Source organism: Chryseobacterium geocarposphaerae (assembly GCF_002797535.1).
Taxonomy (GTDB): Bacteria; Bacteroidota; Bacteroidia; order Flavobacteriales; family Weeksellaceae; genus Chryseobacterium; species Chryseobacterium geocarposphaerae.
Window position 1 is genome coordinate 2264835 of the sequence record NZ_PGFD01000001.1, and the last position, 16812, is coordinate 2281646.

At 35.9% G+C, this 16812-nt stretch carries 14 protein-coding genes and 1 tRNA gene; 8 read left to right on the forward strand and 7 right to left on the reverse strand.

Features of this window, described 5'->3' with window-relative positions:
* The first annotated feature begins 63 nt into the window (after positions 1 to 63).
* Both CLV73_RS10105 and recA read left to right on the forward strand, forming a co-directional pair.
* Positions 64 to 1260, forward strand: a complete 1197-nt coding sequence (locus CLV73_RS10105) for an oxygenase MpaB family protein (RefSeq protein WP_100376694.1) — start codon at positions 64 to 66, stop codon at positions 1258 to 1260.
* A 156-nt stretch (positions 1261 to 1416) separates the two neighbouring features.
* Positions 1417 to 2421 (forward strand): recombinase RecA, encoded by a 1005-nt coding sequence (recA, locus tag CLV73_RS10110; RefSeq protein ID WP_100376695.1) that lies wholly within the window; start codon positions 1417 to 1419, stop codon positions 2419 to 2421.
* A gap of 104 nt (positions 2422 to 2525) precedes the next feature.
* On the opposite strand, the gene CLV73_RS10115 is transcribed toward recA, so the two are convergent.
* A complete protein-coding gene (locus CLV73_RS10115) occupies positions 2526 to 5423 on the reverse strand; it encodes an alpha/beta hydrolase family protein (RefSeq protein WP_100376696.1) in 2898 nt (965 codons plus the stop codon).
* Between the two features lie 152 nt (positions 5424 to 5575).
* Here CLV73_RS10115 and htpG point away from each other — a divergent pair, with 152 nt between their 5' ends.
* The gene (gene htpG / locus CLV73_RS10120; protein WP_100377041.1) at positions 5576 to 7468 is read left to right on the forward strand and encodes a molecular chaperone HtpG; all 1893 of its coding nucleotides are present in this window, start codon (positions 5576 to 5578) and stop codon (positions 7466 to 7468) included.
* Between the two features lie 55 nt (positions 7469 to 7523).
* Here the strand turns inward: htpG and CLV73_RS10125 are convergent, their stop codons facing one another.
* Entirely contained in the window at positions 7524 to 7925 is a 402-nt protein-coding gene (locus CLV73_RS10125) for an MGMT family protein (RefSeq protein ID WP_317044612.1), read from the reverse strand.
* Between the two features lie 52 nt (positions 7926 to 7977).
* On the opposite strand from CLV73_RS10125, the gene CLV73_RS10130 reads away from it, so the two are divergent.
* A complete protein-coding gene (locus CLV73_RS10130) occupies positions 7978 to 8769 on the forward strand; it encodes a glucose 1-dehydrogenase (RefSeq protein WP_100376697.1) in 792 nt (263 codons plus the stop codon).
* A gap of 129 nt (positions 8770 to 8898) precedes the next feature.
* Positions 8899 to 9045: a hypothetical protein gene (locus CLV73_RS19015; RefSeq protein WP_169925746.1), complete on the forward strand. Its 147-nt coding sequence runs from the start codon at positions 8899 to 8901 to the stop codon at positions 9043 to 9045.
* Between the two features lie 4 nt (positions 9046 to 9049).
* On the opposite strand, the gene CLV73_RS10135 is transcribed toward CLV73_RS19015, so the two are convergent.
* The 4 genes from CLV73_RS10135 to CLV73_RS10150 form a co-directional block, all read right to left on the reverse strand.
* A complete protein-coding gene (locus CLV73_RS10135; protein ID WP_228424309.1) occupies positions 9050 to 10141 on the reverse strand; it encodes an acyltransferase family protein in 1092 nt (363 codons plus the stop codon).
* Between the two features lie 62 nt (positions 10142 to 10203).
* Positions 10204 to 11178, reverse strand: a complete 975-nt coding sequence (locus tag CLV73_RS10140) for a deoxyhypusine synthase family protein (RefSeq protein ID WP_100376698.1) — start codon at positions 11176 to 11178, stop codon at positions 10204 to 10206.
* Between the two features lie 66 nt (positions 11179 to 11244).
* Positions 11245 to 11637 (reverse strand): alternative ribosome rescue aminoacyl-tRNA hydrolase ArfB, encoded by a 393-nt coding sequence (gene arfB, locus CLV73_RS10145; RefSeq protein ID WP_100376699.1) that lies wholly within the window; start codon positions 11635 to 11637, stop codon positions 11245 to 11247.
* Between the two features lie 30 nt (positions 11638 to 11667).
* A complete protein-coding gene (locus CLV73_RS10150) occupies positions 11668 to 12690 on the reverse strand; it encodes an AMP-binding protein (protein ID WP_100376700.1) in 1023 nt (340 codons plus the stop codon).
* Between the two features lie 100 nt (positions 12691 to 12790).
* Between CLV73_RS10150 and CLV73_RS10155 the strand changes: the two genes are divergently transcribed.
* Positions 12791 to 12861, forward strand: a tRNA-Gln gene (locus tag CLV73_RS10155).
* 69 nt (positions 12862 to 12930) lie between these two features.
* On the opposite strand, the gene CLV73_RS10160 is transcribed toward CLV73_RS10155, so the two are convergent.
* Complete coding sequence (locus CLV73_RS10160; protein ID WP_100376701.1) at positions 12931 to 13224, reverse strand: helix-turn-helix domain-containing protein; 294 nt, start codon at positions 13222 to 13224, stop codon at positions 12931 to 12933.
* Between the two features lie 182 nt (positions 13225 to 13406).
* On the opposite strand from CLV73_RS10160, the gene ccoN reads away from it, so the two are divergent.
* Positions 13407 to 15686: a cytochrome-c oxidase, cbb3-type subunit I gene (gene ccoN, locus CLV73_RS10165; protein WP_100376702.1), complete on the forward strand. Its 2280-nt coding sequence runs from the start codon at positions 13407 to 13409 to the stop codon at positions 15684 to 15686.
* A gap of 16 nt (positions 15687 to 15702) precedes the next feature.
* Positions 15703 to 16593: a cytochrome c gene (locus tag CLV73_RS10170; protein ID WP_100376703.1), complete on the forward strand. Its 891-nt coding sequence runs from the start codon at positions 15703 to 15705 to the stop codon at positions 16591 to 16593.
* Positions 16594 to 16812: the final 219 nt, after the last annotated feature.

Genomic DNA, 16812 nt, shown 5'->3' on the forward strand with positions numbered 1-16812 from the left:
TTTTTATTTCAACTGACAAATCTCACAACCTCGTTTAAATGAAAAACTTGTATTTTTATAGGAATGGAAAACACAATTTTACAACCGAGATTTAAGAATTCATCTCATTTCAAAGAATTTTGGACAAAAGGCAACGGAAAGCAGCTTATTGAATTTTCTGGTGCAAAAGTCAGTTTTAATGCTTTTGAGAAATTCGCACCCTATTTTTATCATGTAGATGAAATTGGTGATGAGGTTGTAAGAGAAGTTTATCTTACCAAAAAATTCCATGAAGCTTCTAAAGAAATTGAGCAGTATATCAGAAATGGTATTTCTGAAAATGATGATACACCTGAAAGTGTAAAAAAACTTTTTCTTCAAACCCAAAAAATCCCTGACTGGCTTGATTATGATTTAATTAAATCCGGTGCAGAGTTATGCATGAGAGCTAATCTCGATTCTCTGATTTCTTTAAGAGATTATTGTTTAATTGGTGGTTATGATTACGCTTACCTCAATAAACCTCTGATTGCAACAGAAGCGCTAAAAAAAGGAGCCGTAAAACGTCTTTCAGAAACTTTGGATTTCTGGGTAAATGTTACAAGATATGACGCATTGGAAGTTCATAAGAAAGGATATGAATTTGCCATAAAAACCAGATTAATTCACTCTTATGCCAGAGTTTCCATCAAAAAATATTATAAAAACTGGGATACGGAAAACTGGGGTGAGCCGATCAATTCCTGGGATATGATGGCCACTTATATTGGTTTCAGCCTTGTTTTCTTACATAGTCTTCATAAATTGGGAAATACTTTTTCAGAGAAAGAGGAAAAAGGAATTTTTCACCTTTGGAAATATGTAGGCTATTTACTGGGAATTCCTGAGAGCCTTCTTCCCAACGATAAAAAACAGGCTACAGAATTTTTTTATTTATGGACTTCCATTCAGCCACCTGCTGATAAAGATTCTGTACTTCTGGCTCATTCTCTTCTCAATGAATCGCTGGAAAATCCTATTTTAAAATATCAGTTTCAAAGAAAAAATTTACGTTATCTACATATTTGCTGTACATGGTTTCTATTGGATGATGAAGTTTGCAAGAGGTTACAAATTCCTGATGTTTCTAACAAAAATGTTTTCCCGAAAGCAAAGTGGCTGATCAATAAAATTTATGATAAAATGGTAAGCCGACAAGCCAGAATAAACAAAGGAAATAGGGACCAGATGAAAGTACTGAGTGATTATTTAAAGATTACCCACAACTCAAATTTTCATTAAGCATATCAAAATCCGAACTAACACATTCTTTTAATTTTGAATAAGTTAAGTATGAATACCTTATATTTTCATCACTTAAAAAATGATTTTCTGCAATAAATAATATTAGCTTTTCATTGAGAAATTATGTATTTTTGAGAAATTATAATTATACAGATGAGCAACGCAGACGATAAAAAGAAAGCACTTGCCTTAGTGCTTGAAAAACTAGATAAAACATACGGAAAGGGAACTGTAATGACTTTAGGAGACAGTTCTGTGGATAATACCATTGAAGTAATTCCTTCAGGATCCTTAGGATTAGACATCGCTTTAGGTGTTGGTGGTTATCCAAGAGGAAGAATCATTGAAATCTACGGTCCGGAATCTTCAGGTAAAACAACTTTAACACTTCATGCCATTGCTGAGGCTCAGAAAGCAGGAGGAATTGCTGCATTCATTGATGCTGAACATGCATTCGACAGAACCTACGCTGCCAAGTTAGGAATTGATTTAGAAAACTTAATTATTTCCCAGCCTGATAACGGGGAACAAGCATTAGAAATTGCTGATAACCTTATCCGTTCAGGAGCGATAGATATTGTAGTCATCGACTCAGTAGCTGCACTAACTCCAAAAGCGGAAATTGAAGGAGAAATGGGAGATTCAAAAATGGGTCTTCACGCAAGACTGATGTCTCAGGCATTAAGAAAATTAACGGCTACTATTTCAAGAACAAAATGTACGGTAATCTTCATCAACCAGTTGAGAGAAAAAATCGGAGTAATGTTCGGGAATCCTGAAACAACGACCGGTGGTAATGCTTTGAAGTTTTACGCTTCTGTGAGAATTGATATCAGAAAAGCTTCTGCTCCAATTAAAAACGGAGATGAAGCGATTGGAAGCCGTGTAAAAGTGAAAATTGTGAAAAACAAAGTAGCTCCGCCTTTCAAACAGGCAGAGTTCGATATTATGTACGGTGAAGGAGTTTCTAAAACAGGAGAAATTCTGGACCAGGCCGTAGAACAGGGAATTGTAAAGAAAAGCGGTTCTTGGTTCAGCTATGAAGAAACAAAATTAGGTCAAGGTCGTGATGCGGTGAAAGACGTATTGAAGGACAATCCTGAACTTTCTGAAGAGCTGGAAAATAGAATTAAAGAAGAGATTGCTACTAAAAAATAGTAATCTGTTTGCATAAAAAACCCCGGCGGAGCCAAAGGCTCCGCCGGGGTTTTTTATGCATTTTTGGTAGCGGCGGCAAAGCCGCCGCCACTGCTGAAACTCAATTAAGGTTTATCCTCCGTCAACTCAAATCCCCAGTCTTTTCCTTTTTGAACTGCAGGTATACCTTTTGTCATCCAGACCGGAGCTTTAGCCCCTTTAAGATAATGATCGAAAAACTGCTGTTCACGAATCTGAATATCTTTTCTGTTCTGGCGCTTTATAAGATTATGATCATCACCATTATAGTTCAACAGCCATGCTGGTTTCCCAAGACGTCGCAAAGCTGTAAACATTTCAATTCCCTGATACCAAGGCACAGCTCCATCTTTATCATTACTCATGATCACCACAGGAGTTTTCACCTGATTGATTGTAAAAAGTGGTGAATTTTTAATGTACAATTCAGGTGCTTCCCAAAGGTTTTTCCCTAATCTACTCTGTGATTTTTCATATTGAAATTGACGGTTCATTCCTGAAGACCATCGGATTCCACCATAAGCGGAAGTCATATTAACAACGGGAGCACCACTCCATGCTGCTGCATACATATCCGTATGAGCAATAAGATAGGCAACCTGATAACCTCCCCAGCTTTGTCCCTGAATTCCTATTTTAGTTCCGTCAACCCACGAATTCTGCTTCAGTTTTTCTACTCCGGAATTAATATATTCCATGGCTGATTCTCCGGGAAGTCCATCAACATATGAAATATCAGGAGTAAAAACCAAATATCCATTACTCACGAAATAAGAAATATTCAGTCTTGAAGGTGTTGGAGCCGGAGCTACATATCGATTCAGGTTATCTGAAAGCTTTTCATAGAAATATACAATCATAGGGTATTTTTTATTCGGATCGAAATCTTCCGGTTTATACAAAACTCCTGTAGATGCATTCCCCTTGAATGTTGTCCAGTTTACCAATTCACTCGTTCCCCAGTTATAATTACTTTGTTGCGGATTAGTATTGCTTAATTTTTGTTGTTCAGAAAAATCTGATGTGGCAAAAATATTGGGGGAATCTGTGTATGATTCTTTTACTAAAATATATTCTTCCGCGTTTTTCGCTTTCTGAAGACTTCTGTATCCCCAGATATTCTCCATTTGAATTTTTATAGGATCAGAATTCGACTGAATTTTTGTTTTAAAAATCCCGTTTGCCTTAGTTGTATTATCAAATGCTGATAAATAAATGAGAACTTTACGGTTTATACTTTTAATATCTTTATCTAAATCGTAGGTATCAAATGTTATTTTATTTTTACGTCCGAATCCATTCGTAATATTTCTTGGCTTTTTTGATCCGTTCAGGAAAAATTCCCAAAGGTCAAAACGGTCTTTGATAATCACCGACTCATCATTATCGGTCCAGGATGCAATACCATAAGCACCCGGAAAGTCCGGCATATCAAACTCTTCATCTACAAAAGAAACCTGCAATTCGTTATTCAATGGAAGTGTCTGTTTAGTCTTCACATTATAGCTAAAATACATTCCTTTTTCCCTATCAAAAATCACAACAAATTTTCCGAGTGGAGATACCTCAACCGAACCATTCAGATTTTTAATAATTTCCGTTCTGTTCCCCGTTTTATTATCAATAAGGAAATAGGTTTTCTTGGTTGAACCTTCCCATTGTGAAGAAATGCGGTTATTTAAACTTGTAACACCGATGACAAAATCTGCATTTCCATCGTTTACCAACCGTAAAGTATCCAAATCTTCTCCGTCAATATTTCTGAAGAAATCAGGCTTTTCCGTTTGCAGGACTGCAGCATAGGATTTTTTCAGATCATTTTTAAGTTCCTTCAGCTGAACTGTTTGCAGATAATCATCTTTATAGTTCCAAATATCCACAACAGCGTGGTCATTTGCAATCATGGCTGTATCTTTGGCAACAGGTTTTGGGGCCACTCCGAAATACAATTGTTTTCCATTTTTACTGAATAGCGGGAAACGGTTTTCAGAAATCACCCAATTCTTTTTCATTTGGGCATTTTTGTTGGTTACCATTTCTTTTTTACCGGTCTTAAAATTAAAATAATACAACTGATACAGTTTCACAAGGTCATTCTGTGCAGAAGAAGTTCCCACAAAAGCTAATTGGTTTCCCTCTTCATCAAAAGACAGTTGTGAAAAATCACCTTCCATTTCAGCAATCTTAGTCACCGTTCCTTTTTTGAGATCAACTATCTGTACCGTTTCAAGGGCGTATTTCTTTGGTTTTGATTTATCATTATCCTTTTTTTCCGCAGCTTTTTCATCTTCTGAATCCTTCTCTCCTTTTTTATCTTTAGTTTTTTTCTCCTCTGGCTTCTTCGTTACAAAAGCTAGCTGTTTTCCATTTTTACTGAATTCATAGCGGATTACATTATCATATGTTGTACTTTTTCCATCCGGAAGATTTTGCACAACCAACTGCAAAGGTTTTGTATTTTTATCCTCATCTTTCTTGTCGTCTCCATCCTCTTTATCAGAAGCATCACCTGAAGATTTATCTTTCATATTTTCCAAAAGATAAGCGACATAAGAACCGCCCTTTTCAGGAATTTTAAACCCTTTTACATTGGGGACTTTTTCTGTTATATTACTGAAAAGATTAACTATTGCAAGGCTGTCTTTTGTTAATTTATCCTGTTTCAGTTTTTTATCTTTTACCGCTTTTATATCTTTATATAGCGGACGGATCTGGAAAACAGCAAACTTGGAATCATTTGTAAAATCAGCTTTTGTCGCTCTTGCAAACTGCTTTGAAATTTTATTTTTAACTGAATATAGAAAAAGAGTTGAATTTCCTTCCTGCATGTCTACAGAATAGGAAATCCATTTTCCGTCATTGGAAATTTTTCTTGCTCCGATATTTTGCCAGTTATCATAAACCGAATGATCTAAAGGCTTTTTCTGTCCATACACAAAATAGCACATGATGAACAAAATAAAAACTGTACTTCTCAACTTCATTTTAAATACTTTAAAGTTTAAAAATAAGATATTTCTTTGATAAAACTTTTATCAGTAGCTTGTTCATTATAAAAATGTCAAAATGTCACTTTTCATCAAACGGTATTTTTTTTGAGAAAGATTTGGAAGAAAAAATTAAAACTAAAAATATTATGACGAAAGGAAATATTAATGTATCTGTGGAAAATATTTTTCCGCTTATTAAGAAATTCTTGTACAGTGACCACGAAATCTTTTTAAGAGAATTGATTTCCAATGCAACGGATGCCACTTTAAAACTAAAGCATTTAACGAGCATTGGTGAAGCGAAAGTTGAATATGGAAATCCAAAACTTGAAGTTAAGATCGATAAAGAGAATAAGACTCTTCATATTATCGACCAAGGAATCGGGATGACGGGTGAAGAAGTTGAAAAATATATCAACCAGGTTGCCTTTTCCGGAGCAGAAGAGTTTTTGGAGAAATATAAAGACTCTGCAAAAGATTCAGGAATCATAGGTCATTTCGGACTTGGATTCTATTCTGCCTTTATGGTTGCAGAGAAGGTTGAGATCTTAACCAAATCCTACAAAGATGAACCTGCCGTTCGCTGGATCTGCGACGGAAGCCCTGAATTTACTTTAGAAGAAACTGCCGATAAAACGGAAAGAGGAACTGAAATCATTCTTCATATCGCTGAAGACTCCGTAGAATTTTTAGAAGAAGGAAAAATCCGTGAATTGTTATTAAAATACAACAAATTCATGCCTGTTCCTATTAAATTCGGAACCAAAACACATACATTGCCTTTACCGGAAGACGCTCCTGAAGATGCAGTTGCAGAAACCGAGGAAGTTGATAACATCATCAACAACCCTACTCCGGCCTGGACGATTGCTCCAAGTGAGCTGACCAATGAAGATTATATGAAATTCTACCACGAATTGTATCCAATGCAGTTTGAGGAGCCTTTATTTAATATTCATTTGAATGTTGATTATCCGTTCAACTTAACGGGGATTTTATTCTTCCCAAAACTGAGCAATAATCTAAATATTGAAAAAGATAAAATCCAGTTATATCAGAACCAGGTATTTGTAACGGATGAAGTGAAAGGTATCGTTCCGGATTTCCTAATGCTTCTTCGTGGGGTAATTGATTCTCCGGATATTCCGTTGAACGTTTCCCGTTCGTATTTACAGGCAGATGGTGCCGTGAAGAAAATCTCTTCTTACATCACGAAAAAAGTTGCCGACAAAATGTCATCTCTAATCAATGAAAACCGCGAGGACTATGAAAAAAAATGGAATGACATTAAAGTGGTTATTGAATACGGAATTGTAACGGAAGAGAAATTTGCTGAGAAAGCAGACAAATTCACATTATACCCTACAACAGACGGAAAGTATTTCTTGTGGAATGAATTAGAAGAAAAAATTAAATTAAATCAAACCGATAAAGATGGAAATTTAGTAGTTCTTTACGCTTCCAACGCTGATGAACAGCACAGTTATATCCAGTCAGCAAAAGATAAAGGGTATGAAGTTCTTCTGTTAGATTCACCAATCATTCCTCACGTGATCCAAAAGCTTGAAACTTCAAAAGAGAAAATTTCTTTTGTAAGAGTAGATGCAGATCACATCAACAATCTGATCAAAAAAGACGAACCAATCATCGCTAAATTGAACGAAACGGAAAAAGAATCGTTGAAGAAAAATGTTGAAGAAGCAATCAATGATACAAAATTCACGGTTCAGCTGGAAGATTTAGACAGCAATGATGCTCCGTTTACGATTACCCAGCCAGAATTCATGAGAAGAATGAAAGATATGCAGGCAACCGGTGGAGGCGGAATGTTTGGAATGGGCGGATTCCCTGAAATGTACAACCTGGTAGTAAATTCCAACAGCGAGTTTGCCAACCAAATTTTAAATACAGAAAGTTCCGAGGAAAAAGCAGGTTTAATTAAACATGCTCTAGATCTGGCAAAACTTTCTCAGAATCTATTGAAAGGAAAAGATCTGACTGACTTTATTCAAAGAAGCTATCAGAACCTGAATAAATAATTGGTTATTTTATATGGAGGTTTCGGGGCGGCTTTGCCGCCCCGAAACTTTTATTTTACAGCTCATCCAAAGGATTCCAGAATAATTTCTTAAAATTCTTGATCCTAAAATTTTCTACCTCAATTCCCTCTGCTTCTAATCTTACCTGAAATTCCGGAACAGATAAAGTTCCCGAACTTGAAATGACCCGATGAGCCGGGACATCTTTCGGGCAGCCTCCCATCGCCTTCCCTACATGCCGTGAATGGTTAGGATACCCCACTGCTTTTGCAATCGCTCCGTAACTCGTTACTCTGCCTTTGGGAACTAACTTGGTAATTTCCCATACCTGTTGTTTAAATATTTCGTCCATAAAATAGCTGAATAGAATAAAGGTAAACATAATTTCCGGACCTGAAAATAATTTTAAAATATTATGAATTCCTGATAATGCAATCGATTTCTTATCATAGATCAAGATGAAAAACTTTTAAGATGTGTAACTTTATGTATCATTAATTCAAAAAATTATGGCAAATTTAAAAGGAAAAGTAATAATTGTAACAGGAGCAGCAATGGGACTTGGTCTGGCTGCAGCGGATGTATTAGCTTCTAAAGGAGCCGATTTGACATTAGTAGATTATAATGCTGAAGCTTTGGACAAAACCAAGGCTGATCTACAATCAAAATATCCCGAAAATAAATTCTTAACCGTTACAGCAGATGTTTCTGTGGAAGAAAACGTGAAAAATTATGTTGACCAAACCGTTAAAACGTTTGGAAAAGTTGACGGATTATATAACAACGCTGGAATTGAAGGAAAGCAGGCCCCTTTGATTGATTATGACATCAATATTTTCAAAAAAGTAATTGATATCAACCTTTTAGGTGTTTATTATGGAATGAAATATGTGATCCCTGAATTACAGAAAAACGGAGGCGGAAGAATTGTAAACGTTGCTTCTGTTGGCGGAATTAGAGGGGTTCTGAATCAGACTGCTTATGTTGCAACAAAACATGCTGTAGCAGGTATGACAAAAAATGCAGCTTTGGAATATGGAAAAGATAATATTTTAACGAATGCTATTGCTCCGGGAGCTATTTTAACACCTATGGTTGCGGAAGCTTTTAAACAGGTAAATCCAAATGATCCCAAAGCAGCTGAACAAGAATATGCATCCAGAAACCCTACAAGAAGATTAGGAGATCCAATGGATGTTGGACATTTGGTAGCCTATTTATTAAGTGATGAAAACGGATATGTTTCAGGACAGGTAATTGCTATTGACGGAGGAGAATCCAATATGTATGGAAATCCATAGAAGGATAATGCGATAAATAAATTTAATATGTTAGTAAGAAAATTGCCTGTCGAAATGATGGGCAGTTTTTATTTTAAATAAAACCGCATACTTTTTGAATACTACTAACAACCCCTAAAATATTTTATCATGAAAAAATCATTTTTCAAATTTTTGAATAAGATCAACAAAGCCATTCTTCCAAAAATGAGTAATAAAGATCCCAATAAGCTGACAAAATTTCAGAAAGGAATTCTGGCGTATCGTTATTTTGTCCTTATCAATTCTTTAGACTGAAGTCTTATTTAACTTTCGCAATTATTTTTCTACACCACTCATAAAGAGGCTTTTCAATCCATAAATAAATAATAATAGAGCAGATCCACAATAAAATAAAATTGTGATCAGGTAAATACAGATATGACTTGAGCTTAAGATTAAAATAGCTGATATGAATAAGATAGAAAACAAAAGAAGCATTGCCCAAAAGAATAAATAATCTGGACGACAGTATTTTAGATATCAAAGTTTTTTCAGACATTAATCCCCAAAAGAAAATGGCAATGGCAACTGGCAGAAACAATTCATGGATTAACCTTCCCTCCCATCGTTCCACTCCATGTACGAAGTTGTTTCTGGCAAAAAGAGCAATAGCAATCGTAAAAACTATAATTGCAATCCCTCCGTATAAAGTCGGATTTTTCAATCTTGCTAAAAATCCAATCCCTTTTTCTTTCTTCATCAGATAAGCCAGTAACATTCCAAAAAAGAATTCTAAGCTTCTTGCGAAAAAAGTATTTCCCATCATGAAATTCAATGGATACAAAAATCCTTCAGGATTACCGTTATACCAATGCAGGCCGTAACCTATTCCACAACTGAAAAGAAAAATCCCCAACAAAAATAAAATGCAATATTTCCAACTTTTCTTCAACAGCAAAAATAAAAGTGGAGACAGCAAATAAAAAAAGAATTCCACCTGAAGCGACCACGCCTGTACAATTCCTGAAACCGAATACTTTTCAAATAATGAATACAACAGTGAATATTGCAGGAAATAAGTATTTACATTTCGGGAATATGCCGTATCAAAGAAGAAAAAACTCAGTAAAATCCAATACAACGGAAAAATTCTCGCGATACGGAGCAGAATATATTTTAAGTAAGATTTTTTTGATTCTAAAGGTGAATCTTCATAGCGATAGGCCAACAAAAAACCACTCAAAACAAAGAAAACCGTTACTCCGATATGCCATTCACTGATAAAACGCATAATCGGAAAAGGCAGATCATGACGCCAATATTTACGATTATGATATACAAACACCATAATCGCCGCAATGGCACGCATTCCCGTAAGAGCTTCGAATGTATTTTTCCTTAGATTCTCCAATACTTAAAAAAATAAAAGGCTTACATGATAAGCCTTTTACCTAAATTTATTATTATTTTCAATTAAGAATTCTCTAAAATATAAGAGAACATCAATGGTGCACAGATGGTAGCATCACTTTCAACGATAAACTTCGGTGTTGTAATGTCTAATTTACCCCAAGTGATTTTCTCATTTGGAACCGCTCCTGAATAAGAGCCATAAGATGTTGTAGAGTCTGAAATCTGACAGAAATAAGACCAGAACGGAATATCATGCATTTCCATATCCTGATACAACATTGGTACTACACAAATTGGGAAATCCCCTGCGATACCTCCACCAATCTGGAAGAAACCAACTCCTTTTCCTGCTGAATTTTTAGTATACCAATCCGCTAAATAAGCCATATATTCAATTCCTGACTTCATCGTAGAGAATTTCAATTCTCCTTTGATACAGTAAGAAGCGAAGATGTTACCCATTGTTGAATCTTCCCATCCCGGAACTACGATTGGTAAGTTTTTCTCAGCCGCAGCAATCATCCAAGAGTTTTCTCTGGGAATTTCGTAATACTGCTCCAGAACTCCCGAAAGGATCATTTTATACATATATTCGTGCGGGAAATATCTTTCTCCTTTATTATCCGCATCTTTCCAGATTTCAAAGATGTGTTTCTGCAGTCTTCTGAAAGCTTCTTCTTCAGGGATACAAGTATCTGTAACCCTGTTTAGCCCTCTTTCCAATAGATCCCACTCTTCCTGAGGTGTAAGATCTCTGTAGTGAGGTACTCTTTCATAATGAGAATGCGCTACAAGATTCATAAGATCTTCTTCAAGGTTTGCACCTGTACAAGAGATAAAATCTACTTTATCCTGACGGATCATTTCAGCAAGAATTTTCCCCAACTCTGCAGTAGACATTGCTCCTGCCAAAGTAATCATCATTTTTCCGCCATCTTTAAGGTGTGCAACATATCCTTTAGAAGCATCCACCAATGCAGCAGCATTAAAGTGAAGGTAATATTTTTCTATGAATTCAGTTATCGGTTTGCCCATTTTTTTAATTTTTGCAAAGATAAGAATTTTGGGTTGTAAGATGGAAGCCGGAAGTTATAAGAATTCTTAAAACTTAAACCTCCTGTTTTCTTTTTTCTCCGAAAGTTTTTTTTTGGTATCCAATCTTTTCTGTTTCTTGGCTTTAGAGGGCTTTGTTGCAATCCGTTTTTTGGGAATAAATAATGCTTTATCAACAATTTCCAGGATCTTTTCAATCGCTTTATTTTTATTCATTAATTGAGTTCGACTTTCGGAAACCGTTAAGAATAAAAAACCATCTGCGTTGATCCTGTTTTTCAATTTATCCTCAATCAAATCTTTTTGTTCATCAGTAAAAAATTCAGATTCCGAAACATTCCAAAGAACCGTCGCAGAAGTCTCCACTTTATTCACATTCTGACCTCCTGCCCCACTGCTGCGGGAAGTTTTGAAGCTAAGTTCCTTTGAAAAATCTTTCATTTTAATTCTATTTAGCCATAAAGATAAACTTTACAGCATATTTTTTAATTCGATTCTATTTACCTTTCCATTGGGGGTTCTCGGAATGTTTTCAATGAAAATTATTTCTTTCGGCTTGTGAAAATTTTTCTCAAAAGAAATACCCGAAATCTTTTCCAACAGATTTGCTGACTTTTTTCCTTCAATAATCAATATCAATTTCTGTCCCAAACTTTCATCAGCAATTCCTAAAAAAATAGCCTCATTGGGAATTTCTTTTTTAATTAAAGCTTCCAGTTGTTCAGGAAAAATTTTTGCCCCTCCGGAATTGATTACATTGTCCATTCTACCTAAAAATCTAAATTGATTTTTATCTTTAATCTCAACTAAATCATTAGTTTGTAATACCTCAGCATTTACTTTTGGAGCAAAGATTTTCAGACAACCTCTCTCATCCTTAGAAATCTCGACGTTTTCAAAAGCCGTAAAAAAATCTTCCGCATTTGGAGCAATCTGTTTTAATCCAACATGAGAAAGCGTTTCCGACATTCCGTAAGTTTCAAATATTTTAGTTGAAGAATTTGAAAGTCTGAGTGTTTGATAAATTTTCTTTTTTAAACTTTCAGAAACCGCTGCTCCACCAATAATCAGATTTTTAATTAAATGCAGTTTACCCAAAGAATTTTCTACCTGAAGCGGCGTCATGGCACAAAAGTCAATTTCCTCGTTCAGATCTTCAATTGGTCTTGTAGAAGGATCAACAATTATTAGTTTTAGTTTTCTGATGACAGACCGAACAACCATCATTTTCCCTGAAATATATTCAACAGGCAAACAGATTAAAGCAGTATTCCCTTCTTCTAATTCTAAAAAATTGCAGGTCATTTCTGCAGAATTAATCATTTTCTTTTTCTCAATATCAAATATCTTTGGAACCCCCGTAGACCCCGAAGTCTGTACTTTTACCGTTTCGGAATCTGAAAACCATTCCTCCAAGAAACTTTTAATTTTAATTTCAAATTCGGTTTCAAAAGATAATTGATTAATATTGAGATTATTGAAGTCTATCAGCATAATTAGCGGGAATAAAAACTACAGTAAATTTAAAAAAAATTGTAAAAAGTTCTTGCATGTAATGAAAAAAGCTGTAAATTTGCACCACTAAAACAAACAGAGACTCATGGTGTAGCGGTAACACTACTGATTTTGGTTCAGTCATCTGGGGTTCGAATCCCTGTGAGTCTACGAAAAACCATCCTTTTCCAGGATGGTTTTTTTTATTTATCAATTCAATATTTAGTCAATATAAAAAACTTACAAATAATCCTTAGGAATAGCGATATTATTTTTTTTCATGTACTCTACAAGATCATGAAATTTATTTTCGTATTCATCATTTCCGCATTTATGAGAAATACTACAGATATCCGAAGGCTTAATTTCTAAAATCTCCGAAATCTTAGTTAAAATTTCCAGATTGATCTTCACCTTAGAATTTTCTATATCAGAGTAAGCTTTCTGAGAAATCCCCATCTCAAAAGCCATATATTCCTGAGTGAAATCCCTTTCTCTCCGTATTTTCCTTATATTTTGTCCGCACACTTTCATCACTTCTTGTTTTTAGTAGTTTTCGGTATATTTTAGAAGTATATCTATTAGACTTACACAAAGTTAGTGAATACCTTTGGCAAAACATTATTACGCTGCATGATATTTAAAACTTAAGCCGAAAATTTGCTCAGAGCTTCTGTTTTAAAGTAAATATTACCTCAGTACAACACATAGGAATTATGGAGACGCAAAAATTTAATTATGACAATACTATTGTCAGAGCATTCCTCTATGCTACAATTGCATTCGGTTTAGTCGGTTTTTTACTCGGACTTACCGCTGCACTGATGCTTTTTTATCCTGAACTTCCCGAATTTTTATTCGGAACAGATGATACCACCATTAAAAGTTTAGCATCTGGGAACATTCAGGGACTGATTAATACACAAGGAGCCCTTGGTTTCGGAAGGATCAGAATGTTGCATACGAGTGCGGTGATTTTTGCTTTTGTCTGTAATTCCTTTTTCTGTGGCGCCTACTACAGTATGCAGAGATTACTTAAAACAAGAATGTACAGTGACACCTTATCATGGATACATTTCTGGACCTGGCAAATCATGATTGTCAGTGTAGTGATTACTTTCCTTATGGGAATCAATACCTCTAAAGAATATGCAGAACACGAATGGCCAATTGATATTTTAATAACAGTTTCATGGGTTGTGTTCGGGATCAATATGTTCGGAACAATCGCCAAAAGACGTGTAAGACATTTATATGTTGCCATCTGGTTTTTCATCGGAACCTGGATTGCAGTAGCCATGCTTCATATTTTCAATAATCTTGAAGTCCCGTTATCATTCACAAGCTGGAAATCCTATTCGATCTATGCAGGAGCAAAAGATGCCTTGGTTCAGTGGTGGTACGGTCACAATGCAGTAGCATTCGTATTAACGACCCCGGTTTTAGGCTTGATGTATTATTTCTTACCAAAAGCTGCAGATAGACCCGTTTTTTCTTATAAATTGTCTATTATTCACTTCTGGTCACTCATCTTCGTTTATCTTTGGGCAGGACCGCACCATTTGCAATACACTGCGCTCCCAGCTTGGGCGCAAGCGGTAGGAACAGGTTTCTCAATTATGCTGATTGCACCATCTTGGGGAGGTATGCTGAACGGGCTTTTAACCTTAAGAGGAGCCTGGGATAAAGTAAGAGAAAATCCTATTCTAAAATTCTTCGTTGTAGCTGTTACGTGTTACGGTATGGCAACGTTTGAAGGTCCGCTTTTAGCAACAAAATCTTTAAACAAAATAGGGCATTATACCGATTGGGTAATTGGTCACGTACACATCGGAGCTCTTGGCTGGAACGGTTTCATGGCTTTTGGTATCGTCTACTATCTTATCCCTGTCATGTGGAGAACACCACTTTGGTCTAAGAAACTTGCCAACTGGCATTTCTGGCTGGGAACTTTAGGAATTATTTTCTACGCCGTTCCAATGTATATTTCAGGATTTACTCAGGGGTTAATGTGGAAACAATTCAACCCGGACGGAACTTTATTGTGGAAAAACTGGCTGGATACCGTAACTGCAATCATTCCATATTATAAAATGAGATTTTTGGGTGGCTTATTTTATATCTCAGGAGCTATTTTAATGGTTGTAAACGTTATAAAAACCATCAGAGCCGGATCATTCCAGAGAGAAGTTCCTGCAGAAGCACCTGCATTGGCCAATATCGGAAGTACGAGAAAAGAAGGGGAAGGAATCCATTTATGGCTGGAAAGAACTCCGAAATTATTATCAATATTAGCTTTCATCACCATTGCCATTGGAGGATTGGTAGAAATTATACCGACATTAACTTTAAAGCAAAGTGTACCAACCATTACCGCCGTTAAACCTTATTCGCCGCTAGAGTTGGAAGGAAGAGATTTATACATCCGCGAAGGTTGTAATGCCTGTCACTCACAAATGATACGACCATTCAGGGACGAGATTGTAAGATTTGAAGGCAAGAACGGGCAGTATTCTAAAGCCGGAGAATTTATTTATGACAGACCTTTCCTTTGGGGATCGAAAAGAACAGGACCTGACTTACATAGAGAAGGAGGAAGAAATCCTGATTCATGGCACTTCAAACATATGTACAACCCGAGAATTACCTCAGCAGGATCCATTATGCCACGTTTTCCCTGGTTGATTACAAACAAACTGGACAAAACAAAAATGGTGGACAAAATGAAACTGATGAAAAACTATTTCGACGTTCCATACACAAAAGCTGAAATAGATTCCGCCAATCAATGGGCCAATAATCAGGCTGCAGGAATTGTAAAAAGAATTTATTCCGAAGCTACCGATGTGAAAGAACAGATTGAAAAAGACAGAGCTGCAAAAGGAGCAACATTCGTTCCGCTTGAGCAAAGAGAGATTGTAGCCATGATCGCCTATCTGCAAAGATTAGGAACCGATATCAAAACGACTCAGATTCAAACCGCAAGTGCAGAATAATTTAAATTGAATTACAATGAAAACAAGAACCCCTATTTCCATATATATCCTTGTCACAATAGGTTTGACGATCATGGCGTTCGAAATGTTCGCGCACGATTCAGGATATTTCTCTTCACCTTTTTTCTGGGGATTGATGCTGATTGCAATTATTCTTCTGTTGATCATGAATTCGATTGGAGATTTAATTGAAAACCAGAATTTCACCAAATTATCAGCTGAAGAAAAAGCTGAATATTTAAAAGATAAAAACACTCCCTATTTCCAGAAACTTTGGAATTCGGCTTTCAAAAAACAGTCTGCTACTGAAGAAAAAGACATTCTTATTGATCATGGTTTCGATGGAATTACAGAGCTCGACAACTCACTTCCAAAATGGTGGATCGGCCTGTTTTATTTCGGGTGCATCTTCTGTGCGGTATATCTTACAGCCTTTGCCTTCACAGATTACGCCCATCCTGAAGCAGAATTAAACCATGAAACGAAACAGATGCTCGCATCTATCGAAGAATATGAAAAAAATGCACCACAGGTAACACTTGAAACCGCAAAATACAGTGCAGATAATATTGCAGAAGGTCAGGAATTATTTAAAACCAACTGTGTCACATGTCATGGCGATAACGGGAAAGGAGGAATTGGTCCAAATTTAACCGATACCCATTGGATCAATGTAAAACAAAAAAGCTTATTCAAAAATGTAATCTGGATGCTTGAAAACGGATCGCCCAACAATCCTACGATGAGACCATTTATCAAAGAGGGAACCATTACAGGAAGAGATGCTGAAAAAATTGCGGCTTACATATATCATATCAATCAGGAAACCGCTCCTATCACTCCTGCTCAAGGAGGTGCCCCTCCACAAGGTGAAGAGGTAAAATGGGAGAACGGAAATAATGAATAAAATTTTTTATCTCAACATACAAACCATGCCAATGCCCCCTTTGAATAACTAAACTAACATTTGAAACTTCATTTTTGCTAACCTTTTCAACATAGAAAATGATAAAAAGGGGGCTTTTAAAAACAAAAAATCCGCACCTTGACTGTCTTCATCAACTAATTCACTTGACGACAACTAAACTTAAATTCCATAAATGGACAGTCAAGGCAGGATTTTTGT

Excerpts from the sequence above, each read along its gene's own strand:
- CLV73_RS10105 (WP_100376694.1), top strand. The coding sequence starts at position 64 with ATGGAAAACACAATTTTACAACCGAGATTTAAGAATTCATCTCATTTC.
- recA (WP_100376695.1), top strand. The coding sequence starts at position 1,417 with ATGAGCAACGCAGACGATAAAAAGAAAGCACTTGCCTTAGTGCTTGAA.
- CLV73_RS10115 (WP_100376696.1), bottom strand. The coding sequence starts at position 5,423 with ATGAAGTTGAGAAGTACAGTTTTTATTTTGTTCATCATGTGCTATTTT.
- htpG (WP_100377041.1), top strand. The coding sequence starts at position 5,576 with ATGACGAAAGGAAATATTAATGTATCTGTGGAAAATATTTTTCCGCTT.
- CLV73_RS10130 (WP_100376697.1), top strand. The coding sequence starts at position 7,978 with ATGGCAAATTTAAAAGGAAAAGTAATAATTGTAACAGGAGCAGCAATG.
- CLV73_RS19015 (WP_169925746.1), top strand. The coding sequence starts at position 8,899 with ATGAAAAAATCATTTTTCAAATTTTTGAATAAGATCAACAAAGCCATT.
- CLV73_RS10140 (WP_100376698.1), bottom strand. The coding sequence starts at position 11,178 with ATGGGCAAACCGATAACTGAATTCATAGAAAAATATTACCTTCACTTT.
- arfB (WP_100376699.1), bottom strand. The coding sequence starts at position 11,637 with ATGAAAGATTTTTCAAAGGAACTTAGCTTCAAAACTTCCCGCAGCAGT.
- CLV73_RS10150 (WP_100376700.1), bottom strand. The coding sequence starts at position 12,690 with ATGCTGATAGACTTCAATAATCTCAATATTAATCAATTATCTTTTGAA.
- CLV73_RS10160 (WP_100376701.1), bottom strand. The coding sequence starts at position 13,224 with ATGAAAGTGTGCGGACAAAATATAAGGAAAATACGGAGAGAAAGGGAT.
- ccoN (WP_100376702.1), top strand. The coding sequence starts at position 13,407 with ATGGAGACGCAAAAATTTAATTATGACAATACTATTGTCAGAGCATTC.
- CLV73_RS10170 (WP_100376703.1), top strand. The coding sequence starts at position 15,703 with ATGAAAACAAGAACCCCTATTTCCATATATATCCTTGTCACAATAGGT.